The sequence below is a fragment of the Streptomyces sp. NPDC006879 genome (assembly GCF_042869595.1).
Lineage (GTDB): Bacteria > Actinomycetota > Actinomycetes > Streptomycetales > Streptomycetaceae > Streptomyces.
This window is the reverse complement of the sequence record NZ_JBIAGC010000023.1, coordinates 55,004-78,401: the sequence shown is the minus strand read 5'-3', so window position 1 is coordinate 78,401 and position 23,398 is coordinate 55,004. Positions and strand designations below refer to the sequence as shown.

The window sequence follows — 23,398 nt, the reverse complement described above, 5'->3', positions numbered from 1 at the left end:
CCCGCAACAGACCCTTGCGCCCCTTGCGCCCGTCCCTGCCGAGGACCTCCGCACATGAACAGCGACAGCGACCTCCAGATCGCCGGCGATATCCTCGCCGTCCAGCACCTCCTCCAGCCCGCCCGCGAACACCCCTCGACCGTGGCCGAGTTCATCGGTCTCGCGCGGGAGATCGCCACCGACCGCCCCCAGTGGGAACACCTCGTCCAGTACGACGCGACCACCCGCTGGTACCACCGGCTGCGCACCGGTCCCGGCTATGAGGTCTGGCTGCTGAGCTGGCTCCCCGGACAGGGCAGTGGCCGACACGGCCACGGCGCGTCCACCGGCATCATGACCGTGCTCGAAGGCGAGCTGGCCGAACGCACCGACAGCCGACGACGCCCGCTGGTGGCGGGCAGCCAGCAGGTGCTCGCCCCCGGCCACGTCCACCACGTCGTCAACGACTCGATCGAGGGCGCCGTCAGCCTGCACGTCTACTTCCCCGGTCTGACGGAGATGCCCATGCACGCAACGACGGCGGACACCGCCGCCCGGAGCGACACGGCGGACGCCGTACCGGCCTGACCGCCCGGAGCACCGGCCTGACAGACTGCGGTGCATGCGCATTGTTGTACTGGCCGGCGGCATCGGCGGCGCCCGTTTCCTCCGCGGACTGAAGTCGGCCGTGCCCGACGCGGACATCACCGTCATCGGTAACACCGGCGACGACATTCACCTGTTCGGACTCAAGGTCTGCCCGGACCTCGACACCGTGATGTACACCCTCGGCGGGGGCATCAACGAAGAACAAGGCTGGGGGCGGGCCGAGGAGTCCTTCGCGGTCAAGAGCGAACTCGCCGCCTACGGAGTGGGCCCCGAGTGGTTCGGGCTCGGAGACCGGGACTTCGCCACCCACATCGTCCGTACCCAGATGCTTGCCGCCGGCTACCCGCTGAGCGCGGTCACCGAGGCGCTCTGCGACCGCTGGAAGCCTGGCGTCCGACTGCTCCCGATGACCGATGACCGCGTCGAGACCCACATCGCCGTCGATCTGGACGGCCAGCGCCGGGTGATCCACTTCCAGGAGTACTGGGTAAGGCTGCGGGCGTCGGTGGCCGCGCACGCGATCGTGCCGGTCGGAGCCGAAGAGGCCAAGCCCGCGCCCGGGGTCCTGGAGGCCCTCGCCGACGCCGAACTCGTCCTCCTCCCACCGTCCAACCCGATCGTCTCGGTCGGCACCATCCTCGCCGTACCGGGGATCCGCGAGGCGGTGGCCTCGACCAGCGCCCCCGTCATCGGGCTCTCCCCCATCGTCGGCGGCGCCCCCGTACGCGGCATGGCCGACAAGGTGCTGGCGGCCGTGGGTGTCGAAGCAACGGCCGCGGCGGTGGCCGCGCACTACGGAAGTGACCTGTTGGATGGCTGGCTGGTCGACACCGTCGACGCCGACGCGGTCCCGAAGGTGCGGGCCGGCTCCATGGCCTGCCGTGCGGTACCTCTGATGATGACCGACCTCGAAGCGAGCGCCGCCATGGCCAGGGCCGCGCTGGAACTGGCCGGGGAGGTCCGGTGACGACGGCGAACGACTACCCGGAGGGCTCCCTTCATGTCTGGGCCCTGGCGGGGCTGCCCGAGGTCCAGGAGGGGGCGGACCTCGCGAAACTGATCGCCGGGGCCGCTCCCGACCTACGGGACGGGGACATCCTCCTGGTCACCTCGAAGATCGTCTCCAAGGCGGAGGGCAGGGTCGTCACCGCCGACTCCCGGGAGGCGGCCATCGACGCCGAAACGGTGCGGGTGGTGGCCCGCCGCGGCCCGCTGCGCATCGTGGAGAACCGGCAGGGGCTGGTCATGGCGGCGGCGGGAGTGGACGCGTCCAACACCGCCGCCGGCACGGTGCTCCTCCTCCCGCGGGACCCGGACGCCTCGGCTGTCGCCCTGCGTGCGGGTCTGCGCTCACTGCTCGGCATCGAGGTGGGCGTCATCATCACCGACACCTCCGGTCGGCCCTGGCGCAGTGGACTGACCGACATCGCCATCGGAGCCAGCGGGGTGAGGGTCCTCGAAGACCTGCGCGGCGCCACCGACGCCCACGGAAACCCGCTGAACGCCACCGTGGTGGCCACCGCTGACGAGCTCGCCGCCGCCGGCGATCTGGTCAAGGGCAAGGCCGGTGGGCTGCCGGTGGCCGTGGTCCGTGGGCTGTCGGCCGCTCTCGGTGGCGGCTCGGCCCGCGAGTTGATCCGCCCGGCCGCGGACGACATGTTCCGGTTGGGGACCTCCGAGGCGATCCGGGAGGCGGTCGCCCAGCGCCGTACGGTGCGCTCCTTCACGGACGAAGTGGTGGACCCGGGCGCCGTGCGTCGCGCCGTCGCCGCCGCCGTCACCGCTCCGGCCCCGCACCACACCACACCCTGGCGGTTCGTCCTGCTGGAATCGGCCGGCGCCCGCAGGGAACTCCTGGACGCCATGGAGCAGGCCTGGATCGCGGACCTGCGCGAGGACGGCAAGTCTGCGGAGTCCATCGCCCGGCGGGTGAGCCGCGGCGAGGTACTACGCAAGGCCCCTTACCTGGCGGTCCCGTGCCTGGTCATGGACGGCTCGCACCACTACGGGCACCAGCGGCGGGACACCGCCGAGCGCGAGATGTTCGTCGTCGCCACCGGCGCCGGCGTGCAGAACTTCCTGGTTGCCCTCGCGGCCGAGGGCCTCGGATCCGCCTGGGTGTCCTCGACCATGTTCTGCCGCGAGGTGGTGCGCAAGGTGCTGGACCTCCCCGACGACTGGGACCCCATGGGTGCGGTGGCCATCGGCCGTGCCGCGGAGCCCCCCAAGGAGCGACCACCGCGCGAGGCTTCCGCGTTCATCACGGTGCGCTGATCGGACCCGGGCCGATCTCACGCCCCGGGTCAGGCCTCAGATCCGGCCGATGTCGTTGCGGTACATGCGCGGGGCCCGGCGCGGTGGCGCGGAACCGGCCAACAGGATCAGGCGGGCGGCCCGGTGGCGTTGGCCCTGGTAGGGGGCGAGGAGTTCCAGCATCGCCGCGTCGTCGGTGTTCCGCTCGCCGGTCAGCGCGTGGCCGATGATGCGCGGCAGGTGCAGATCACCGGTGGTGACGGCGTCCGGGAACCCGTTGCTGCGCTGGAGGGTTTCCGCCGAGGTCCAGGGCCCGATGCCGGGGATCAGTTCCAGGCGTGCCCGGGCTTCGTGCTCGGGCATCGATGCGGCCTCTTCGAGTCGGGCGGCGGCGCGAACGGCCCGCAGGACGGTGCCGGAGCGCTTCGCGTCGACGCCTGCCTTGTGCCAGTCCCAGGAGGGGATGCGGGCCCAGATCTGCGGGTGCGGCATCGCGAACATGCCAGCCGGGGCCGGCCCGGGGGCCGGCTCGCCGTAGCCGCGTACCAGCAGCCGCCAGGCCCGGTAGGCCTCGTCCGAGGTGACCCTCTGCTCCAGGATCAGCGGGATCAGTGATTCCAGTACCAAGGTGGTGCGGCACAGTCGCAGGCCGGGGCGGCGTCGGTGCGAGGCGTGGACGATGCGGTGGCGGGGGACGAACGCCCCGGGGTCGTCCTGTTCCCCCAGCAGCCCGGGCAGGGTGTCAAGCAGCCAGGCGGCGCCCGGCCCCCACGCCTCGGCCTCGATCCGACCGTCGCGGGCGGCGACCCTGAGCGTGCCGGGGCCGGCCGGCGTGAGGCTGGCCCGCCACACGGAGCCGTCCCCGGTGGTACGGAAGGTGGGGTCGGCCGGACCGCGGCGCAGCGGGCCGAGCACCAGCCCGAGGTCCAGGGGGCCGGGCGGCGTCCACTGACGGATACGCCCGGTGGGGGTGGGGGTGGGGACGGTGCTCGGTCGCACCGCGGTGCGACCGCCGCGTACCGCGGTGCGGTTCATGGGATCGAAGCGGCCGGCCATCCTCCGAGGGTAGCGGCCGGGCCGCTACTGGTCGGAGGAGAAGCGCAGCGCAGCCGGTGGCAGCTCGGCGTCACACCACACCCGGGCGCCGGAGCAGAGTTCGTTGTCGGCGCCGACCCGGGCCCCGTCGCCGATCACAGCGTCACGGACGACGGTACGGGCACCCACCCGGGCGCCGGCTCCGATGAAAGAGTCCCGGAGCACGGCGTCCTCCTCGATGACGGCTCCGTCGAGCACGGCGCTGCCGTGCACGCGTGCACCGGCGCCGATCCGCGCCCCCGCCCCGACGACGGTACCGCCGCTGAGTTTGGCGTCCGCGGCGACGTGCGCGCCGGGCAGGACGAGGGCATCGGCTGTGGTGTCGGGGACCGCGGGTGACGGGGCGAGGCCGAGGACCAGGTCCGCGGAGCCCCGGACGAAGGCCTGCGGAGTGCCGAGGTCCAGCCAGTAGGTGGAATCGACCATGCCGTGCAGATGCCGGCCGGCTGCGAGGAGTCCGGGAAAGGTTTCGCGCTCCACGGAGACCGGGCGGTCCGCGGGTATGGAGTCGATCACCGCGCGGCGGAAGACGTAAGCGCCCGCGTTGATCTGGTCCGTGACGATCTCCTGCGGGGTCTGGGGCTTCTCCAGGAACGCGGTGACCCGGCCGTCGGGGTCGGTGGGTACCAGTCCGAAGGCGCGCGGGTCGGCGACCCGGGTCAGGTGCAAGGTGACGTCGGCGCCGCTGTTCCGGTGCGCTGCGAGGAGTGAGCGGATGTCGAGGCCGGTGAGGATGTCTCCGTTGAAGACCAGGACGGGGTCCTGCGGCGCCGATCGCAGCCGGTCGGCGACGTGCCTGATGGCGCCTCCGGTACCGAGGGGCTCGCGTTCGGTGACGTACTCCAGTTGGAGTCCGAGCCGGGAGCCGTCCCCGAAGTACGGTTCGAAGACCTCGGCGAGGTAGGAGGTGGCGAGCACGATGCGCTCGACACCGGCGGCCCTGGCCCGCTCCAACTGGTGGGTGAGGAAGGGCACGCCGGCCGCCGGGACCATCGGCTTGGGGGTGCGCGCGGTCAGTGGGCGCAACCGCGTTCCCTTGCCGCCGACGAGGAGTATCGCTTCTGTCGCTCGTACCGCTTCGGTCAACGTGCTGTCTCTCTGCTACCGGATGTGGGCTGTCCAGTATGCAGAGGGCCTTTCGAGGTCCGTCACCGTCCCTGGAGCTTGGCCGAGGAGGTGCGGGTGGCACCCAGCTTGCCGTACAGGCGAGTTCCGGGGCATTCCGTGGCAAAACCGTCACGGTGACCGGAGATGACGTTCATTTTGACGCTCTTGCCCTTGGCGTAGCGTCCCCCGCCGGCGGAGACCAGCGTGGTCTTGGCAGCTGGGTTCGCGCCGAACAGGCCCAGCTTCCAGGCCGTCAGTTTCGCGACCGATGTGGTGGCCGCGGCCGAGGGGCTGGTCGAGGTGTACGTGCCGAGCACGACGACGCCCATGCTGTTGCTGTTGAATCCCAAGGTGTGGGCGCCCTGGACTGCCTTGGCCACGCCCCCGGCGCGACCCTCGTAGATATTGCCGCACTTGTCGACCAGGAAGTTGTAGCCGATGTCCCGCCAACCGCTGCTGACCACGTGGTAGCGGTAGATGCTGCGGATCACCGCGGGCGCTTGGGCGCACGTGTAGTTGTTGCCGGTGGCACTGTGGTGGACGAAGGCCGCCTTGACCGAACCGGTGTAGAGGAAGCTGCTCTCGCGGAGTTTCTCGTCGGCCCCCCAGCCCTTGCGGGTGATGATGCGCGGCCGGGGGCCGATGTACGGCTTGGCCCCGAAGGTGACGCTGCCGTCGGCGGCGAAGACCGCGTCCGCGGTGGCGTCCGCCTTGTTCAAGGGCTGGATGGCGTCGGCGCCGAGGGTCGCCAGGGGGAAGTTCGCGGCGGACGCCTCGGCGGCTGCCATGCCGAGGGCCGCGTTGGACGCCTGGTTCTTGCTGTCGTCGGCCGGATCGCCGGCGGGCGGCGGAGTTCCGGCCGGATCGCCTCCGGCCGGGGGCTCGGGTACCGGGCTCTCGCCCGGGTCGATCAGTTCGATGCGCATGCCGGAGGGCAGCCGGCCGGGCCCGGTCTGGTCAGCGGCCTCGGCTTCGGCTTCGGCTTCGACACGCACCTCCACGGCGTCCGACGGCCCGACCCACAGGGGGGCGGTGCTGCCGCGCACCCGACCGCTGGCCCGCTCGACGTCGTCGGGATCCGCGGCGTGCTCCCGGTTGTGGGTCTGCAGTTCCTGCCAGGGGGACCAACCGCCGCTCTCCGCGTCCCGGGTGCGCACGTGCACCTGGCCGTGGAGCTCACTGGCCGCATCGTCCCAGACCACGCCGACCATGGAGAAGGTCTCCACATCGCGGGCGGGCAGGCCCTGGATGTCGGGGGCGGCGAGGTGCCCGCCTCCTGGTGTAGCTGCCATGCCCCGGATGGGGCCGACGAGAGGCGAGAGGGGGACGAGGGGGAGCGATTGGGTAGTACCCCGCACGGCGGAGCCGTGCGGGGACACGGATGCGGCGGGCTTCGCGGGGGCCGCCGGAGCGGCCATGACGGGGGACGCGCACGCGAGCGGAAGGGCCAGTGCGGCCGTGCACACGACGCCGATCGAGGAAGCAAGGAATCCACGCATAATGTGATGTTGAGTAACGTTTCGGCATCCCGCCACTCGAATCTGACGGTCCATCTGTTGACGGAGCGCCACTTCTGCTCCGTCCGGGGGAGCCCCGCACCGCCCGAACGGAGCAGGCACCCGCAGTGGCCCGCGTACCCTAGCGCGGGTGAACTCCAACGACCGCACCCCCGCCGACCTGCTGCGATCCGCGCTGGCCGCGGATCCCGGCCGCCCGCTGGTCACCTTCTACGACGACGCCACGGGCGAACGCGTCGAACTGTCCGTCGCCACCTTCGCCAATTGGGTGGCCAAGACCGCCAACCTCCTCCAGGGAGATCTCGGCGCCGAACCGGGTGACCGGCTCGCGCTCCTGCTGCCCGCCCACTGGCAGAGCGCGGTCTGGTTGCTCGCCTGCGCCTCCACGGGTGTGGTGGCCCAGATCGGCACCGCGCCCGCCGATGCGGACCTGGTGGTCAGCGGTCCGGGCACCCTGGAGGAAGCCCGGTCCTGCACCGGCGAGCGGATCGCGCTCGCCCTGCGTCCGCTGGGCGGACGCTTTCCTTCGCCGCCGGCCGGGTTCCTCGACTACGCAGTCGAAGTGCCCGGCCAAGGAGATCAGTTCGCGCCCTTCACCCCGGTCGACCCGAAGCAGCCCGCCCTGGTCGTGGACGGTGCCGAGCTGACGCATGAGCAACTGGTCGTCCAGGCACGTGCTGACGCCGGCGCACGCGGCCTTGGGCCGGGCTCGCGCATCCTCTCCACACGGGGGTACGACACCTGGCAGGGCGTCAGCGCGGGCCTCTTCGCCCCGCTCGCCTCGGGCGCCTCCGTGGTGCTGTGCCGTCATGCGGACCAGCTCTCGACCGAGTCGCTGGCTCAGCGCACGGCCAGCGAACGGGTGACGCACACCGTGTGAACCGAAGCCGGGCACACGCATGACCGGCCCGCCCGGGCGGGCCGGTCATGCGTGTGCCCGCAAAGCCCCCGGCACAAGGTCAGTTACCGGTGACCGTGACCTTCTGGTCGTTCTGGATCTGCTGGACCAACTGCCGCACCTTGGCCTTGTCCCACAGCAGGTTCCCGCCGCGGCTACCGCTGATCGGAATGTTCATCGAAGTCCCGTCACCGCCGCTGATGCCCTTCATCGCGAAGAACATCTGCCCCAGGTCCCACAGGCCCATGTCCTGGTCGACGATCAGGGTGTCCAGGCCCGCGCCCAAGGTGGGGTACAGGTCGAAAGGGTTCAAGATCGTGCTCGGCGTCGCCGCCTGGTTGGCCAGGGCGGCGAGGAATTTCTGCTGGTTCTTGGTACGCGCCAGGTCGGACTCCGCGAAGGCGTACCGGGTCCGCACGAAGGCCAGCGCCTGCTCACCGTTGAGAGTCTGCTTGCCGGCCTGGAAGTCGGCGCCCGACTTCTTGTCCTTGAAGCCCTTGGGGATGTCGAGTTCGACGCCCCCGAGGGCGTCCACGATGTTCGCGAATCCCGCGAAGCCGATCTCGGCGTAGTGGTCGATGCGCAGGCCGGTGTTGAACTCGACGGTGCGCACCAGCAGCTCCGGGCCGTCCTCGGCGTACGCGGCGTTCAGCTTGGTGTGGCGCCCCTTGGCCGGGAAGGTCTTGCCGGACTCGGAGCCGACGAAGGAAGGGATCTCCACATCGGAGTCACGGGGCAGCGAGACCATGGTGTTCCCACTCCCGCAGGCGGCGAGGATCATCATGGAGTCAGTGCGCTTGCCCTCGGCGGAGCCGGTGTGCAGCTTCTTCTTCTCCTCGGCCGTCATGCCCTCGCGGCTGTCCGATCCAACGATCAGATAGGTCGTGCAGTCGCCTTCCTTGGGCCGTTCGATGACTTTGGAGAGATCGACCTCGCGACGCATCTTGGAATCGGCCCAGAAGTAGGTGCAGATCGTCGTGACCACCAGCGCGGAGGCCAGCACGATGGAACCGATCTTGATCCGGCGCCGCCAGTCCGGGGCCGCCGCCGGACTGCTGCCGGGCCGGGCTGACGGCGGGCCGCCACCGGTGCGGCCCCCGGAGCCGCCCGGACCGCCCGGACCCTGCGGGGAGCCGTAGACCTGACCGGTGTTGTAGCCGCTGTCGTACCCGGGCTGCCCGTACTGTTGCGGAATGCCCGCCGGGGCCTGGGTCGGGCGCGGCGGATGGGAGGGCGGCTGTGCGGGGGCCGGGCCCCTTTGGACGTGCCGCATCGTCCGGGCACCCTCCGGCTGCGCGCCTGCGCTACCGCGTCCGTGCCGGTCGTCGCGGTTGTCGGTCCACCCGTCGGGCCACTCATTCATGCGGACAAGAATGCACGGGCAGTTGGGGCGGGCAACAGAGCGGGGGCTCTTCCGGTGCGGATCCGGTCCACCGCTGTTGCACGGTTGATGCAATGTCGCGGTCTGACCAGCGGCTTAAGGTGGGGAGCATGACAGTTCCCGCGGGCAAGCCCACCTCGGCGTCCCGAACCACCCTGAGCCACATCATGACGGCCAACGACACCAACCTGCTCGGTACGGTGCACGGCGGCGTGATCATGAAACTTGTGGACGATGCGGCCGGAGCGGTCGCCGGCCGGCACTCGGAAGGCCCTGCCGTCACCGCCTCCATGGACGAGATGGCCTTCCTCGCCCCGGTGCGCGTGGGTGATCTCGTCCATGTGAAGGCCCAGGTCAACTGGACGGGCAGGTCCTCCATGGAGATCGGCGTCCGGGTGCTGGCCGAGCGCTGGAACGAATCCACCCCCGCCACCCAGGTCGGCAGCGCGTACCTGGTGTTCGCGGCCGTGGACGCCGACGGAAAGCCCCGTACGGTGCCGCCGGTGACACCGGAGACCGACCGGGACAAGCGGCGCTACCAGGAGGCTCAGATCCGGCGCACCCACCGGCTGGCCCGCCGGCGGGCCATCATGGAGTTGCGCGAGCTGCGGGCCTCCCAGGGCTTCGAAGACGGGGCCTGATCGGGCCCGCCCTCTCACCGGCTCGCCAGCACGGGCGTCAGCCCTTGCCGCAGAGCACCTGATCGCCGGTGACCACCCCGAACTCCCCCTGCTGGGTGTCCTGCGCCCGGACCCGGGTGACCGTACGGAAGTCCGAGCCGGCGGTGACCTGCAAGGTCGGGCCGAGGCCCGCCACCGCACGCAGTTCGCTACCGGGCAGCGCGGTGGCCAGCGTCCGGGCGGAGCGGTCCCAGCGAGGGTCGTAGGAGATGACCGTGCGCTGGACCTTCCGGCTGGCCGCGTTGCCGGGGCTCCCGGTGGTGTTGAACCCGGTCGCCCGCAGCGCCTGGTCCACCCGCCCACCGAGACCGTCGACGGCGGTTCCGTTCTCCACCCGCACCCGAATCTGCTGGGGTGCCACGTCGACCGGAATCTCGGGCTCACGCTCCGCGCGGGGGCGGGCCGGCGCCAGTGGGCGGTCCTCACGAAGGGCCCGGAACAGCTTGGCGGCCTTGGCCTCGTCCCAGCGCACGGTCGATCCGATGCCGCGGACCGGGTAGGCGACGTTGCTCATCGGGACCGAGGCGAATTCCGAGGAGGACGGGCTGAAGCCGCGCATCGCCTGTCCGAGAGCGATCAGCTCCTTGGAGCCGAAGCCCCGATCGGCCCGGACCGAGCTCAGCAGGGTGGAGCTGACCTGCTTGAACTTCACCGGGTTGAGGAGCACCCCCCGCTCGCTCGCCCGCGAGATCAGGGCAGCCAGGAACCTCTGCTGGCGCTGCATCCGGCCGAGGTCGGAGGCGCCGTCGACATGCCTGGAGCGCACGTACTGCAGGGCTTGGCCGCCGGTGAGCCGGTGAGTACCCGCGGTGAGGTCGAGGCCGGTGTAGGTGTCCTTCATCGGTTTGGTGGTGCAGATCTCCACTCCGCCCACGGCGTCCACGGTCTTCATGAAGCTGACGAAGTCGACTTCCAGATAGTGGTCGATCTTGACCTTGGTCATGTTCTCCACCGTCCGCACGGTGAGGTTGGGCCCTCCTTCGGCGTAGGCGGCGTTCAGCTTCACCGGGTGCGGGCCGTGCGAGGTGCCGCTCGCCTGGTCGAAGTGGGCGGGCACCTCGGCGTAGCTGTCCCGTGGGAGGCTCACCACGCTGGCCCTCTCCCGGTCTGCGGAGATGTGCACGAGCATGATCGTGTCCGTGCAGTGGCAGGGTGCCCCGCCCAGCTTGTAGTCCCGCTTGTGGTCCTTGGTGATGCGCTCCCGACCGTCGGTGCCGACCAGGAGGAAGTTCATCCCGTGGCCGGCCTGGGGGCGGTTCTTCATGTCCCTGAAGGGATCGACCCGATCGATGCCGGTGTCGAGGCCGGTCACCACCGCGTGCCCGAACGCCGCCGAGCCCAGGACCAACACGCACAGGGCGGTGGCCGCCCGTCTCCCCCAGCTCGGCCGGCTACCGGGCCGGGCCGGGCCGGTAGGCCCGCCGCGCCGCGGGTTCCGCACGGGCCGGGGAGGGTGGGAACGGTGCGGTTGGGGCACGGGAACCTCCGCTGAGTGGCCTAGGGGGGCCATTCGCACAGTAGGCCCATACGATCAGTGGTCCCGGTTCTCTCCCCACCGGCGCGCTGCCGCATCCCCCGATCGCGGTAACGTGGCCGACAAACCGCCGTTTCCACGAAGGACCACATGCCCGCCCAGCAGCCCGCAGTCTCGGTGATCATGCCGGTGCTCAACGAGGAGCGCTACCTGCGCGACTCCGTCCGGCACATCCTGGGGCAGGAGTACGCAGGCGAGATGGAGGTGGTGATCGCCCTCGGCCCGTCCACGGACCGGACCGACGAGATCGCCGCCGAACTCGTCCGGGAAGACCCGCGCGTCCACACTGTCCCCAACCCCACCGGCCGTACCCCGGCCGCGCTGAACGCCGCCATCAAGGCCTCCCGTCACCCGATCGTGGTGCGGGTCGACGGCCACGGCATGCTCTCCGCCAGCTACATCGCCACCGCCGTCCGGCTCCTTGAGGAGACCGGCGCGCAGAACGTCGGCGGCATCATGCACGCAGAGGGGGAGAACGCCTGGGAGGAAGCGGTGGCCGCCGCCATGACCTCCAAGATCGGCGTCGGCAACGCGGCCTTCCACACCGGCGGACAGGCCGGCCCGGCCGACACCGTCTACCTCGGGGTGTTCCGTCGAGCGGCGCTGGAGCGCCAGGGCGGCTACAACGAGGAGTTCATCCGGGCCCAGGACTGGGAGCTGAACTTCCGCATCCGCGAGGCCGGCGGCCTGATCTGGTTCTCGCCCGAGTTGCGGGTCCAGTACCGGCCGCGCCCCTCGGTACGCGCTCTGGCCAAGCAGTACAAGGACTACGGGCGCTGGCGGCACGTGGTGGCCCGCTACCACCCCGGCTCCATCAACCTGCGCTACCTCGCCCCGCCGACCGCGGTCTGCGCCATCGCCGCCGGCCTGGTCGCCTCGGTGGCCCTGACCCCCTGGACGCTGCTGATCCCCGGTGGCTACCTCGCCGCCATCGCCGCCGGGTCCCTGTCGGCCGGCAAGGGGCTCTCGTGGAAGGCCCGGGCACAGATCCCCGTCGCCCTGGCCACCATGCACATGTCCTGGGGCTACGGCTTCCTCACCAGTCCGCGGGCGCTCGCGAAGAAGGTCATCGCCAGCCGCCGCCCGGCCGTGGTCGAGGCGCCGGCGCAGTGACCGGCTCTCCGGGCGGGCTTCACTCCCTCACCAGGTGAAGCCCGCCTGGACGTCCATGCAGGCCTGATCGTCCGCGCCGTTGAGCGGGCGGGAGGAATCCGGCGCCTTGGACGGCAACGGCACACGCGGCGACGGCGCGCTGCCTTCTCGCCAGTCCGCGCCCACGAAGAGCGTGACGCCCGACACGTCCGTCGAACGTTGAACGGCGCTCGGCGGCAGCCCGAGGGACTTCGCCACGGCACGGGCGTCACCCTCCTGGTCCAGCCCGGCGTAGCGAAGGACGGTGGTGTCCTCCGCAGCCTGCTGGCCGTCCACCCGGGCCGTCGCGAAGCCCTTCTCGTGCAACAGCCCCATGACGGCGGTGGCCCGGCCCCGGACCTCGCCGTCATGGGGGCCCTGGGCAGCCGCACCCGTGCCTCCGGTGGCGTTGCGCACCATCACCGCGATCTCGTCGATCGGCGGAACCGGGTCACCACCGGCCGTGGCACTGGCCGTCGGATCGGGGGCACCGGTGGCAGTGGCGGTCGGCGTCGGCTGCTCGGCCGCGGGCCCCTTGCCGTCCAGCGGAAGGTCCTCCCGGACCATCGCGAACAACGCCTCGGCATCACCCGGTTTGGGCTCCACCTTCCCGGTCAGACCGGGGCGCTGACTGTAGACCCAGGGCATGGTGGTCATCGTGATCCGGCTCGTGGGGATCTTCTTCAGCTCCATGGCGAGGTCGAAGAGCTTGTCGATCCGGTTGAGCCCGGTGTCGACCACCATGGCACGGATCGCGGCCTGCGCCAGGCTGTGCAGTTTGACCGGATTGCTGAGCTTGGCGTTCTTGCGGAACTCGCGCGCCATGGAGTTCATGTACATGTGCTGGGCGTGGGTCCGTGCGAGGTCGGTGCCGTCTTCGAACCCGTAGCGGGTGCGCAGCCATTGCAGGGCCTGCTCGCCCTGGATGACGCTCTGGCCGGCGGGCAGCTTCAGGCCCGAACCCTTGCCGTCGGCGGTCCGGGAGTTGATGTTCTGCCGGACGCAGACCGGAACTCCCCCGATGGCATCGGCCATCGCCACCACCCCGGCGAAGTCGACCATCATGAAGTGATCGATCGGAATGCCGGTGACCTCGTTCCAGGCCGCGACCGTACACCCCGGACCACCGCGCCCCAGGGTCTCGTTGGTCAGGTGTACGCCGGTGGTGGCCGGATAGACGGTGCCCTCCGCGTCGGTGCACTTGGGCAGTTTGATCAGGGTGTCCCGCGGCATGCTGATGACTGACATGTTGCTGCGGTCGGCCGACAGGTGCAGCAGCATCTGCACGTCGGCGAGGGGTGTCCCACCGAAGGTCTCGCGGGCTCCGCCAAGATCCTGGTTCGCCTTGGAGTCCCGGGCGTCGGAGCCGATCAACAGGATGTTCAACGGGGTCAACCCGAAGGCGTTGGGCTGGGACCTGGCGACCTTGTGGTCCCCGAGGTTCAACGGCTCGGCCTGGATGGCGTCGTTGAGGTGGCGAAAGTACAGGTATCCGGCGCCGGCCGTGCCCAGTATGAGCAGCGAAAGTACGGCTGCGATCCAACGCAGTGCACGGCGCCGCCCCCTGCGCCGGGGACCCCCGGGGGCGCCTGTGCCGCCCGGTGTGACGGGTGCGGGCACGCCGATACGACGGCCCGCGCCGGGTATGCCCCGGACGCTGCTCTGGGTCACGCATCCCCCTGGTGATCCTGTGGTGCCGGCCCGCTGCCCGGTCCGGGCCCCGCCTGACGGCTCTGCTGCCCGTACCCGGTTATGTGGACGGGACGCACTGCCCATCCGTTCCCCCTCTGCCGGGCAGGCTGCGCCCGGCCGTCCCTACTGGGCGCACTTGACCTCGTCCGCGCCGACCCGCTGGACGCCTTCCGGCACCTTCTTCGGCGCGTTGATCGGCACTCCGGCCGCCTTGAAGTCCCCGCCGAGGGTGAGCTTCATCGGTGTGCCTTCCGGGGCGTCGGTCGCAGCGGGCTTGAGCGCCTGTGCGGGCAGGCCCATCATGTCGGCCAGCGCCCGGGCCTGGTCGGCCTGGTCGGCCCCGTACTCCAGGACGGTCTTGTCCACCTTCACCGGGGCGTTGCCCAGGTTGCTGGACTTGGCCACGTTCTGACTGTTCTGCAACCAGAGCAGGGTGGACGAGGCGGAACCCTGCGGCCCACCGCCGTTGTAGACGTCGACGCGGACCTCGGAGGCCGGCGCGCGCGTGCCGTCGAGCAGCGCCTCCTGCTTGTCCTTCGCCTCCTTCTTGCTCTTGGCCACCTCGGTCAGCGAGGTGTCCGACCGGAGCATGGCGAGCAGCGGCTGGGCGAGTGCGTCGTCGATGACCACGGTCACCGGGACCCGCTCGGCCGGGTTGTCACGCACCGGCAGCGTGAGGAAGGTGACGTTCTTCGGGTTCACTCCCTTGAGTTCGCTGGCCAGACCCATCAGCTTGGTCAGTCCCCCTATCCCCTTGTCCACGGTCAGCGCCTGGGTGGCCGCCTCGGCCAGCGACAGCAGCTTCTTGGGACTGGTCAGGGTGTCCTTCGACTTCATCTCACGGATCATCGAGCTGAGGAACATCTGCTGGGTCTGGATCCGGCCGAGGTCACTGCGGTTGCCGAAGGCCTTGCGGGTGCGGACGAAGGCGAGGGCCTGTTCGCCCTCCAGCCGGTGCTCGCCCTTGGGGAGTTTCAGCTTCGACTGCCGGTCGTCCACGTCCTTGGCCAGGCAGATGGGCACGCCGCCGACCGCGGTGCTCAACGTCTTCACGGCGTTGAAGTCGGCCATCATGAAGTGGTCGACCTGGAGACCGGTCAGCTCCTGGACGGTACGCATGGTGCAGCCGGGGTCCCGGCCAGCCTGCCCCAGACTCTCGTTGAACCGGGTCTGACGGGTACCGGGGATGGTCTGCGTGGTGCCGTCCTCCTGGACGGTAGGGCAGTCCGGGATGTCCGTGATGAGGTCGCGGGGGATGGACAGCGCCGTCGCGTTGCTCCGGTCCTTGGCCACGTGGAAGAGGATCGTGGTGTCGGCGTGGCCGGCGCTGTTCTTGTCGCCGTAGCCGGCGTTGCCGGCTCCGGTGCGCTTGTCCGTACCGATCACCAGGATGTTGATCGCCTGGTCCTGTTTGAAGCCGCCGCTCCCCGCACCACCGGTGTCAATGGTGGTGATGTTGTCGTCGAGGTGCTTGAGGTAGAGGTACCCAGCGACGGACCCGACGACGAGGAGGAAGGCCACGGAGCCACCGGTGACCAGCAGGGCCTTCTTCTTGCCCGATCGTTCGGGAGCTCGTTTGCGGCCCCTTCGCCCGCCGCCTTCCCCTCCCGCCTCGCCGCGGCGCGGCCCGGGGACCGCGGGCGCCTTGGTGCGGGTGCGGGTTCCTGCGGGGGGAGCCTGCGCGGTCGATCCACGGGGCCGGGAGACCGAAGGCTGCGGTGCGGAGCTGTCCAGTCGCAGCTCGTAGTTACCAGTTTGCGGGTTGAAGACCCATTGGTCGGCGGGGTCGATTTCGTCCGCCCGCCCACGGCCATGCGCATCCACGGTTGCTTGAGTCCTCCGTCGGTGCCAGCGAGGCGCCGTCCCCCAAGGCGCCTGAGTCAACGATCCGGCAGTGTCGGCCCTGCGGGCCGGGGCACCGGGACCGCTCACCCTATCCGGCCAGTTGAGTGTCAAACCATGCTGGTGGCAAACCCCATCACCCTTACAACAGGGCAATCCACCCATCCCGCTCGGTCTGTCACTCGACCTTGGGAATTGCTTTACCGGCAGATAGCCTCATCCGCAGTGGATCCGGTGAAAGTCGGGTCCGGCGAAGCCGAAGATGTGGGGTCGCCAGAAGCTTCTCCGGCATTCCGGCCGCCCTCCTGCTGATCACCCGTGGCGGGGACCACCTCGAACGGTCGATCCATGCGCAGCCGCTGGAACAGCAGGGTCGCATGGGGCTCATTGAGCTCGTCCCGGTTCGCATCGAACGCATACGGTTTACGAGGGACCGTCAAGAAGCGGACGTTCTCGGTCGGCACCTCCCGCATACCGCTCACGAGGTCGTAGAGCCCTCGCAGCGAGGCCAAGCCGGGGTCGGTGGTGACGGCCGAGGTGGCGGCGTCCAGCACCGGGTAGAGCTTCACCGGGTTGAACAGGACCCGACTGCTCTGCACCTTCTTCACCAGCGAGGCCAGAAACTGCTGCTGGCGGTCCATCCGGTCGGTGTCACTGCCATTGCCCAGTGACTGACGGGCCCGCACGAAACCGAGGGCCTGCTCCCCGCGCAGGGTCTGCCGGCCGGCCGGCAGCCGTATCTTGGCTTCGCGGTCGTCGATGGCCTGCGGGAGACACACCTCCACGCCGTCGACCGCGTCGACCATCTTCTTGAAGCCTTGAAAGTCGACGACCATATGGTGATCCACCCGGATGCCGGTGAGATTCTCGACCGTCCGGATGGTGCAGGCCGCCCCACCAAATTCGAAAGCCCAATTGAACTGGGCGAACTGCGCGACACTACGCCCCCCGTCGCTCTGGAGGCAGGCCGGAATCTGCACCATCAGGTCCCGTGGAATCGAAACCGCCGTGGCGCTTCGCCGGTCGGCCGACAGGTGCAGCAGGATCGTGGTGTCGGATCGCTGGGTTCCCTTGTCGCGGCCGTAGCGCGCGTTGCCCGTGCCGGCTCGTGAATCGGACCCGATCAACAGGATGTTCTGCGCGTTGAGCACGGCGAGGGCGGGCCGATCCGTCTCGTAGCGGCGCAGCTCGTCGGCCGCGGCCACGTCCGGTGTGATGTTCCCGTCGAGCTTCTCGTAGAGCCACCAGGCGGCGCCGCCACCAGCCAGCACGATCAGCACGAAGCCGAGCGCCACCCACCGCAGGACGCGCCGCCTGCGCCTGCCCGTGCCCCGTGTGTCCGCACTGCCCGTCACTGGCGTCATCCCCTCACCGGATCAGCGATGTGCTTCTGCGCCTCCTCAGCCGTCGGAATCCTTCGCTGCCACCATCGAGCATGACCCCAGAAGGCCGAACAAGCGCTCGGACCAGCGGACCCATACCGCCGAACGGGTGAGAGTCCGAGATCTTGGGAAGCGCGCCGCAGTACCCGGCCCGCCCCGGCTGATCAGCCCTCTCACGGCCACCGGGCCCGCTGATCCTCCTGCGGCAACGGCGGGGGTCCGTTGGGACAGGGCCCGTTCATCCCGGCAGAGGGCGTGCGACGAGGAGGGCTACATCGTCTTCCTTGGGGTCGCCGGCCAGTCCGGACAGGACAGTGTCGATCAGTTGCTCCAGCCCGAGGGCTGGATCCAGTTCCAGCGCGAGAAGTTCGGCCAGGGAGTCCTCGATGTCCTGACCGCGGCGTTCGACCAGCCCGTCGGTGTACATGAGGAGCGCGGATCCGGGCGGCAGGGCTACCGAGCCGAGCTCGTACTGGCTGGCGGCCACGCCGAGAGGGGGACCGACGGGGATCTCGTCCATCAAACGGCTCGGGTGCCCAGGGGTGACAAGCAGAGCGGGCAGATGTCCGGCGCAGGCGCAGTCGGCCCTCCCGGCAGCGGGGTTGACGAGGACGATCAGGCAGGTGGCGATCCGCTCCAGGTCCAGGACGTGGACGAGGGCATCGGTTTCGGTGAGGATCCGCTCCGGAGACAGGCGCTGGTAGGCGAGAGCACGAACGGTGGCGCGGTATTCGGCCATGGCCGCCGCCGCGTCCATGCCGTGCCCCATCACGTCACCCACAACCAGCAAGGTCGTGCCGTCAGGCAGGGCGATGGTGTCGTACCAGTCACCGCCGACCTCGGCGCCGGCCCCGGACGGCAGGTAACGGCTCGCGCATTCCACATCGGAGTGCGGGGTCGTCGACTTCGACAGCAGGGCCCGCTGGAGCAGGACCGCGGTGTCCCGCTGCTCGGCGTAACGTCGGGCGTTGTCGATGCTGCTTGCCGCTCTGCGGGCCAGTTCTCCGACGAGGGCGAGGTCCTCGTCGGAGAAGGGCGCCGAGTCCTCGCCCCGCCCCAGCGCCACGACCCCGATGGTGTCGTGGGTTGCGGTGAGGGGCACGTAACAGCCCGCGCGAAGTCCAAGCCGGCAGTAGACGGCCCACTCGCTGTCCGCCTCGAAGCCGGGCGTCGATGAGCCGGCCGCGCCGTTGGTCACCACGGGGCGCTGTTCGTCAAGGCAGCGACCGACGGCCGAAGTGGGCGTCACGGAGAGAACCGCACCGGGTGCGCCAAGGTGGTGCCCAACGCGGCGAAGGGCAGCCGTCGAGGTGAGCGCGAGCCGCCGCATCAGCAACGGACCCGCCGGCGAGAACCGCTCCAGCTCCAGGACGTCCACGACCGCGATGTCCGCGAGTTGGGGAACCAGTACCTGGGTGAGCTCTTCACAGGTCCGCTGAACGTCCAGGGTCGTGCCGATATGGAGGGCCGCCTGGTCCAACAGGGCCAGACGGTTACGTTCACGGTCGAGCGAGCGCAGGATCACCCGGTCGGTGGTGATCTCCACGACCACCGCCGCAACGCCCAACGGCTGCCCCTGCGCGTCATCGAGACGGTGATAGGAGTTGTGCCACCAGCGGGGCCCTGCCGGATACGAGGAGCGAGTCGTGCCTCGGACGGTGATCGCTCGGGGCCTGCCGTCCTTGAGAACGGCCGTCAGTGCGGTGTCCGCACTGTCGGAGTTGATGCCGGGAAGGACCTCGGCGACCCTCCTTCCGAGGTGGTCGCCGACAGGGACACCGTTCAGTTCCGCGAGGGTCGCGTTGACGTACCGATAGCGCAGGGTGCGATCCAGGACCGCCACTCCGACATGGGCGCGATCCAGCACCTGGCGCACCAGCCGGTAGTCCGTGACGCAGTCGATCAGCTCGGTGGACACGGCCCCCGAGGGCAGCATGTCGATGCGTGCAAGGGCAGCCAGCGCCTGCGCCTGCGTGAACATCGCCCAGGCGGGTTCCCCGGCGGTGCCCTCCTGTCCCATGCGAACCACCGTTCTCCGGTCCCGAGGCGTCGACCTGTAGTGCCGCGGTACATAGTCCCGCATTCCGTATGAACAGGCTATTTCATATGAAACCCGGCTGGCTTGGGCCCTCGCTTCGCCGGCTCCGTTTCCGCCGGGGCCCGCTGAGCGCCCTCGACGTGCGCCTTCCTCCAAGACCGCGGTGCCGCGAAATGCAGCGGGCGAGCTGGCGCCACCGTCTGACCGAGCCCGAACGACAAGACCCCCGGCGGGATGCCGGGGGTCTTGTCGTTCGGGCAGGTCAAAGCCGGTGCTGACCTCAGCACCGACCCAGGATCTCCCCAGCGTGGCGCCCAGGAACGACCCGGAAGTCGATCACGGCTCCCAGGCCACCCGAAGCGCCACTGACCTGCGAGAACCCTGCTACGGCAGGTTCCTCGCCATGACGATCCGCTGGACCTGGTTCGTTCCCTCGTAAATCTGGGTGATCTTGGCGTCCCGCATCATCCGCTCGACCGGGTAGTCCCGGGTGTAGCCGTATCCGCCGAGCAGTTGCACGGCGTCCGTGGTGACCTCCATGGCCACGTCGGAGGCGAAGCACTTGGCGGCGGCACCGAAGAAGGTGAGGTCTTCCTTCTCGCCTCCGGCAGAAACCCGCTCCGACCGTGCGGCGGCCGAGTAGGTCAGCTGGCGGGCAGCCTCCAGCTTCATCGCCATGTCCGCGAGCATGAACTGCACGCCCTGGAAGTCGGCGATCGGCTTGCCGAACTGCTTGCGTTCCTGGACGTAGCCCTTGGCGTAGTCCAGGGCGCCCTGAGCGATGCCGAGGGCCTGGGCGGCGATGGTGATGCGGGTGTGGTCGAGGGTCTTCATCGCGGTGGCGAAGCCGGTGCCCTCCGCGCCGATCATGCGGTCGGCGGGGATGCGCACGTTGTCGAGGTAGACCTCACGGGTCGGTGAGCCCTTGATGCCGAGCTTCTTCTCCGGGGCACCGAAGGAGACGCCTTCGTCGCCCTTCTCGACCACGAACGCGGAGATGCCCTTGGAGCGCTTCTCCGGGTCGGTGACCGCCATGACCGTGTAGTAGTCGGAGACGCCCGCGTTGGTGATCCAACGCTTGACGCCGTTGAGGACGTAGAAGTCGCCGTCCCGGACGGCACGGGTCTTCATGCCGGCGGCGTCGGAGCCCGCGTCGGGCTCGGAGAGGCAGTAGGAGAACATCGCGTCGCCCTTGGCGAGCGGACCCAGGTACTTCGCCTTGAGTTCTTCGGAGCCGGAGAGGACCACCGGGAGCGAGCCCAGCTTGTTCACGGCCGGGATGAGGGAGGAGGAGGCGCAGACGCGGGCCACCTCTTCGATCACGATCACGGTCGCCAGGGCGTCGGCACCAGCGCCCCCGTAGGTCTCGGGCACGTGTACCGCGTGCAGGTCGTTGGCCACCAGCGCGTCGAGGGCCTCCTGCGGGAACCGGGCCTCCTCGTCCACGGCTGCGGCGAACGGCGCGATCTTCGCCTCGGCGAGCGAGCGGACCGACTCGCGGAGCATCTCGTGCTCCTCGGCCGGGCGGTACAGGTCGAATTCAGCAGAACCCGCCAAGATCTCTCACTCCCCAGTGATGCTAACTACCGTTAAGTAACCCAATCCTAGTTGGGCCGGCCCCCTCAGGGATACGAGAGCCGCACGTGAGCTGTGTGACAGCGGCGCCCATGCTGGGGAAAGTCCCCCCGGACCAGCCCGACTATGCTCGGTGACCGCGATCCGCCCGTCACCACTGGAGCACCCCATGAGCCTCAAGATCACCGTGATCGGCACTGGCTATCTCGGCGCCACTCATGCCGCCGCCATGGCCGAGCTCGGTTTCGAGGTGCTCGGGCTGGACATCGTGCCGGAGAAGGTCCGGATGCTGGCCGAGGGCCGCGTCCCGATGTACGAACCGGGACTGGAAGAGCTGCTGCGGGCGCACGTCGCCGGCTTTGAAGGGTCCACCGGGCGCCTGCGGTTCACCACCTCCTACGAGGAGGTGGGCGACTTCGGCGACGTCCACTTTGTGTGTGTGAACACCCCGCAGAAGCACGGTGAGTACGCCTGCGACATGAGTCATGTCGACGCCGCTTTCGACTCCCTGGCCCCACACCTGAACGGACCGGCGCTGGTGGTGGGCAAGTCCACCGTTCCGGTGGGCTCAGCCGAACGCCTCGCTTCCCGTCTCCGGGATCTGGCGCCGGCGGGCGCCGAGGTGGAACTGGCCTGGAACCCGGAGTTCCTGCGGGAGGGCTTCGCCGTCGCGGACACCCTCCACCCGGACCGGATCGTGGTGGGCGTCCGGGAGCCGGGGGGCCGGGCGGAGAAGCTGCTGCGCGAGGTGTACGCCACCCCGACGGGCGAGGGGTCCCCCCTGGTGGTGACTGACTTCCCCACCGCCGAACTGGTCAAGACGGCCGCGAACTCCTTCCTCGCCACCAAGATCTCCTTCATCAACGCCATGGCCGAAGTCTGCGAGGCGGCCGGCGGCGACGTGGTGAAGCTCGCGGAAGCCATCGGGTACGACGAACGCATCGGAGCGAAGTTCCTGCGCGCCGGGATCGGCTTCGGCGGTGGCTGCCTGCCGAAGGACATCCGGGCGTTCATGGCGCGCGCCGGCGAGTTGGGCGCCGACCAGGCCCTGACCTTCCTGCGCGAGGTCGACTCGATCAACATGCGGCGCCGCGGGCACATGGTGGAACTGGCGCGGGACGCGGTCGGCGGCTCCTTCCTCGGAGTCCGGGTCGCCGTGCTCGGCGCCACCTTCAAGCCGGACTCGGACGACGTACGTGACTCCCCCGCCCTGAACGTCGCCGGGCAGATCCACCTCCAGGGCGGCCAGGTCACGGTGTATGACCCCAAGGGCATGGACAACGCCCGCCGGGTCTTCCCCACGCTCGGTTACGCGGACTCGGCGGTAGCCTCGGCCCGTGGCGCCGACGTGGTACTGCACCTGACCGAATGGCGGGAGTTCCGCGAGTTGGACCCGGCTGTGCTGGGGGGAGCCGTCACCCGCCGGCTGATCCTCGACGGGCGCAACGCCCTGGACGCGGCCCAGTGGCGGGAAGCCGGTTGGACCTACCGTGCGATGGGCCGTCCGCGCGCCTGAAACGGGTCCGGCGCCACCGACGCTCGGGTCAGGTCAACAGACGGTGTTGGGCGGCGCGCGCGGTGAACTCCGCGTCGCGCAGCACCCGCTGGGCGTTGCCCCAGGCGAGCAGTGAGATGTCACGGTCCGGCCAGCCCCGGTCGAGGAGCTCAGCGATCAGCCGCGGGTAGCCCGAAGCGTCCTCCAGCCCCTGCGCTCGTCGCGCCTCGATGCCGTAGGCGCCGCCCAGGCCCACGCACGCCGGGCCCGCCACCTCACGGATGTGGTCGAGGTGGTCCGCCACGTCGTGGATGGTGGCGGGGCTGGCCGAGGACACCTGGACGGCGGTGAAGGTCACCATGCACAGGCCCTTCGCGGCGCGCAGCGCGGTCAGCACCTCGTCAGACACGTTCTCGGGGTGCTCGGTCAGGGCGTTGGCCGCGGTGTGGGAGATCAACACGGGCGCCTTGGACGCGGCGATCAGCTGCTGTGCTTCCGTCGGACCGCAACCGGCCAGGTCGATGAGCATCGCCAGCCGATTGATCTCCTGCACCACTTCCATGCCGAAGGCGGTCATGCCCCGCTCGATCCAGTCGGCGCCGGCCGGGGCCACGCTGCGCACGCCCAACGCGTGGAAGGCCCGCAGGGCACCGAGGGAGTCGGTCAGGGCGCGTCCGGACACCGGGCCGAGGAAGGAGGCGATACGGCCCCGGTTACGGGCGTCGGCCATCTCGTCGACGCAGGTCGACAGCGACAGCCCGTCGGGGTAACGGCGCACGAGGGTGCGCGCGACGTCGATCTGTTCCAGGCTCTCGATGACCAGACGGGCCGGATCTGCGGCGACCGAGTCGGGAACCAGAAGGGACCAGAACTGTGCGCCCACCCCGCCGGCCCGCAGCCGCGGGATGTCGGTGTCCACGGTGTTCTCACAGGTGTCGAGCACGTGCCAGGGGAGTCGGCGCAGGGTCCAGGGCAACGCGTTGTAGCCGTCGGCAATGGGGTGCGCGGCCAACAGCACGGATGCCCGGGTGGGACTGTCCGGGCGGTCTCCGGCGGGGGCAGTCGCCTCTGTCGCGGGCACCGGGTCCAGGGCCCCCACGCCGGGGACGGTGGGTGCGTCGTCCTGTAGGTCGGCCATGGTGTTCGCTCCGTCTCGGCAGCAGCTTGTTGTCCAGCCACCGTGGCACGGG

The 23,398-nt window shown here is 70.0% G+C and carries 18 protein-coding genes; 7 read left to right on the top strand and 11 right to left on the bottom strand.

All coding sequences use genetic code 11. The annotated features are described in order from the left end of the window. Positions 1 to 54 precede the first annotated feature (54 nt). From ACFYMC_RS18575 to ACFYMC_RS18565, 3 genes are read left to right on the top strand one after another with little or no spacing between them, the layout of a single operon-like run. On the top strand, positions 55 to 567 hold the full coding sequence (locus ACFYMC_RS18575; RefSeq protein ID WP_388526086.1) for a cysteine dioxygenase: 513 nt from the start codon (positions 55 to 57) through the stop codon (positions 565 to 567). 34 nt (positions 568 to 601) lie between these two features. After that, a complete protein-coding gene (gene cofD, locus ACFYMC_RS18570) occupies positions 602 to 1,555 on the top strand; it encodes a 2-phospho-L-lactate transferase (protein WP_388526083.1) in 954 nt (317 codons plus the stop codon). After that, a complete protein-coding gene (locus ACFYMC_RS18565) occupies positions 1,552 to 2,862 on the top strand; it encodes a coenzyme F420-0:L-glutamate ligase (RefSeq protein WP_388526080.1) in 1,311 nt (436 codons plus the stop codon). The genes cofD and ACFYMC_RS18565 overlap by 4 nt, the downstream gene beginning before the upstream one ends. A gap of 36 nt (positions 2,863 to 2,898) precedes the next feature. On the opposite strand, the gene ACFYMC_RS18560 is transcribed toward ACFYMC_RS18565, so the two are convergent. The 3 genes from ACFYMC_RS18560 to ACFYMC_RS18550 all read right to left on the bottom strand — a co-directional run bounded on the left by ACFYMC_RS18560 (position 2,899) and on the right by ACFYMC_RS18550 (position 6,542). Then, positions 2,899 to 3,897 (bottom strand): DNA-3-methyladenine glycosylase family protein, encoded by a 999-nt coding sequence (locus ACFYMC_RS18560; protein WP_388526077.1) that lies wholly within the window; start codon positions 3,895 to 3,897, stop codon positions 2,899 to 2,901. Positions 3,898 to 3,921: 24 nt separating this feature from the next. Continuing rightward, positions 3,922 to 5,022: a sugar phosphate nucleotidyltransferase gene (locus ACFYMC_RS18555; RefSeq protein ID WP_388526075.1), complete on the bottom strand. Its 1,101-nt coding sequence runs from the start codon at positions 5,020 to 5,022 to the stop codon at positions 3,922 to 3,924. 62 nt (positions 5,023 to 5,084) lie between these two features. After that, the gene (locus ACFYMC_RS18550; RefSeq protein ID WP_388526072.1) at positions 5,085 to 6,542 is read right to left on the bottom strand and encodes a peptidoglycan recognition protein; all 1,458 of its coding nucleotides are present in this window, start codon (positions 6,540 to 6,542) and stop codon (positions 5,085 to 5,087) included. A 148-nt stretch (positions 6,543 to 6,690) separates the two neighbouring features. Between ACFYMC_RS18550 and ACFYMC_RS18545 the strand changes: the two genes are divergently transcribed. Next, the gene (locus ACFYMC_RS18545) at positions 6,691 to 7,440 is read left to right on the top strand and encodes a TIGR03089 family protein (protein ID WP_388526069.1); all 750 of its coding nucleotides are present in this window, start codon (positions 6,691 to 6,693) and stop codon (positions 7,438 to 7,440) included. A gap of 79 nt (positions 7,441 to 7,519) precedes the next feature. Here ACFYMC_RS18545 and ACFYMC_RS18540 read toward each other — a convergent pair whose 3' ends face one another. Further along, the gene (locus ACFYMC_RS18540; protein WP_388526066.1) at positions 7,520 to 8,821 is read right to left on the bottom strand and encodes an LCP family protein; all 1,302 of its coding nucleotides are present in this window, start codon (positions 8,819 to 8,821) and stop codon (positions 7,520 to 7,522) included. 128 nt (positions 8,822 to 8,949) lie between these two features. Between ACFYMC_RS18540 and ACFYMC_RS18535 the strand changes: the two genes are divergently transcribed. Further along, on the top strand, positions 8,950 to 9,480 hold the full coding sequence (locus ACFYMC_RS18535) for an acyl-CoA thioesterase (protein WP_388526063.1): 531 nt from the start codon (positions 8,950 to 8,952) through the stop codon (positions 9,478 to 9,480). Positions 9,481 to 9,517: 37 nt separating this feature from the next. On the opposite strand, the gene ACFYMC_RS18530 is transcribed toward ACFYMC_RS18535, so the two are convergent. Beyond that, on the bottom strand, positions 9,518 to 11,029 hold the full coding sequence (locus ACFYMC_RS18530) for an LCP family protein (protein ID WP_388526060.1): 1,512 nt from the start codon (positions 11,027 to 11,029) through the stop codon (positions 9,518 to 9,520). Positions 11,030 to 11,143: 114 nt separating this feature from the next. Here ACFYMC_RS18530 and ACFYMC_RS18525 point away from each other — a divergent pair, with 114 nt between their 5' ends. Further along, on the top strand, positions 11,144 to 12,166 hold the full coding sequence (locus tag ACFYMC_RS18525) for a glycosyltransferase family 2 protein (protein WP_388526057.1): 1,023 nt from the start codon (positions 11,144 to 11,146) through the stop codon (positions 12,164 to 12,166). Between the two features lie 27 nt (positions 12,167 to 12,193). Here ACFYMC_RS18525 and ACFYMC_RS18520 read toward each other — a convergent pair whose 3' ends face one another. From ACFYMC_RS18520 to ACFYMC_RS18500, 5 genes are all read right to left on the bottom strand, one after another. Further along, positions 12,194 to 13,960 carry an LCP family protein gene (locus ACFYMC_RS18520; protein ID WP_388526054.1) on the bottom strand — a complete coding sequence of 589 codons (1,767 nt, stop codon included), beginning with the start codon at positions 13,958 to 13,960 and terminating at the stop codon, positions 12,194 to 12,196. A gap of 39 nt (positions 13,961 to 13,999) precedes the next feature. Continuing rightward, the gene (locus ACFYMC_RS18515) at positions 14,000 to 15,700 is read right to left on the bottom strand and encodes an LCP family protein (RefSeq protein ID WP_388526051.1); all 1,701 of its coding nucleotides are present in this window, start codon (positions 15,698 to 15,700) and stop codon (positions 14,000 to 14,002) included. A 218-nt stretch (positions 15,701 to 15,918) separates the two neighbouring features. Then, complete coding sequence (locus ACFYMC_RS18510; RefSeq protein ID WP_388526048.1) at positions 15,919 to 17,082, bottom strand: LCP family protein; 1,164 nt, start codon at positions 17,080 to 17,082, stop codon at positions 15,919 to 15,921. Between the two features lie 256 nt (positions 17,083 to 17,338). Then, positions 17,339 to 19,120 (bottom strand): SpoIIE family protein phosphatase, encoded by a 1,782-nt coding sequence (locus ACFYMC_RS18505; RefSeq protein ID WP_388526045.1) that lies wholly within the window; start codon positions 19,118 to 19,120, stop codon positions 17,339 to 17,341. A gap of 402 nt (positions 19,121 to 19,522) precedes the next feature. Further along, positions 19,523 to 20,695 (bottom strand): acyl-CoA dehydrogenase family protein, encoded by a 1,173-nt coding sequence (locus tag ACFYMC_RS18500; protein WP_388526042.1) that lies wholly within the window; start codon positions 20,693 to 20,695, stop codon positions 19,523 to 19,525. A 187-nt stretch (positions 20,696 to 20,882) separates the two neighbouring features. On the opposite strand from ACFYMC_RS18500, the gene ACFYMC_RS18495 reads away from it, so the two are divergent. Further along, positions 20,883 to 22,229, top strand: coding sequence for a UDP-glucose dehydrogenase family protein (locus ACFYMC_RS18495; RefSeq protein WP_388526039.1), 1,347 nt, complete (start codon positions 20,883 to 20,885; stop codon positions 22,227 to 22,229). 28 nt (positions 22,230 to 22,257) lie between these two features. On the opposite strand, the gene ACFYMC_RS18490 is transcribed toward ACFYMC_RS18495, so the two are convergent. Beyond that, positions 22,258 to 23,346: a dipeptidase gene (locus tag ACFYMC_RS18490; RefSeq protein WP_388526037.1), complete on the bottom strand. Its 1,089-nt coding sequence runs from the start codon at positions 23,344 to 23,346 to the stop codon at positions 22,258 to 22,260. Positions 23,347 to 23,398: the final 52 nt, after the last annotated feature.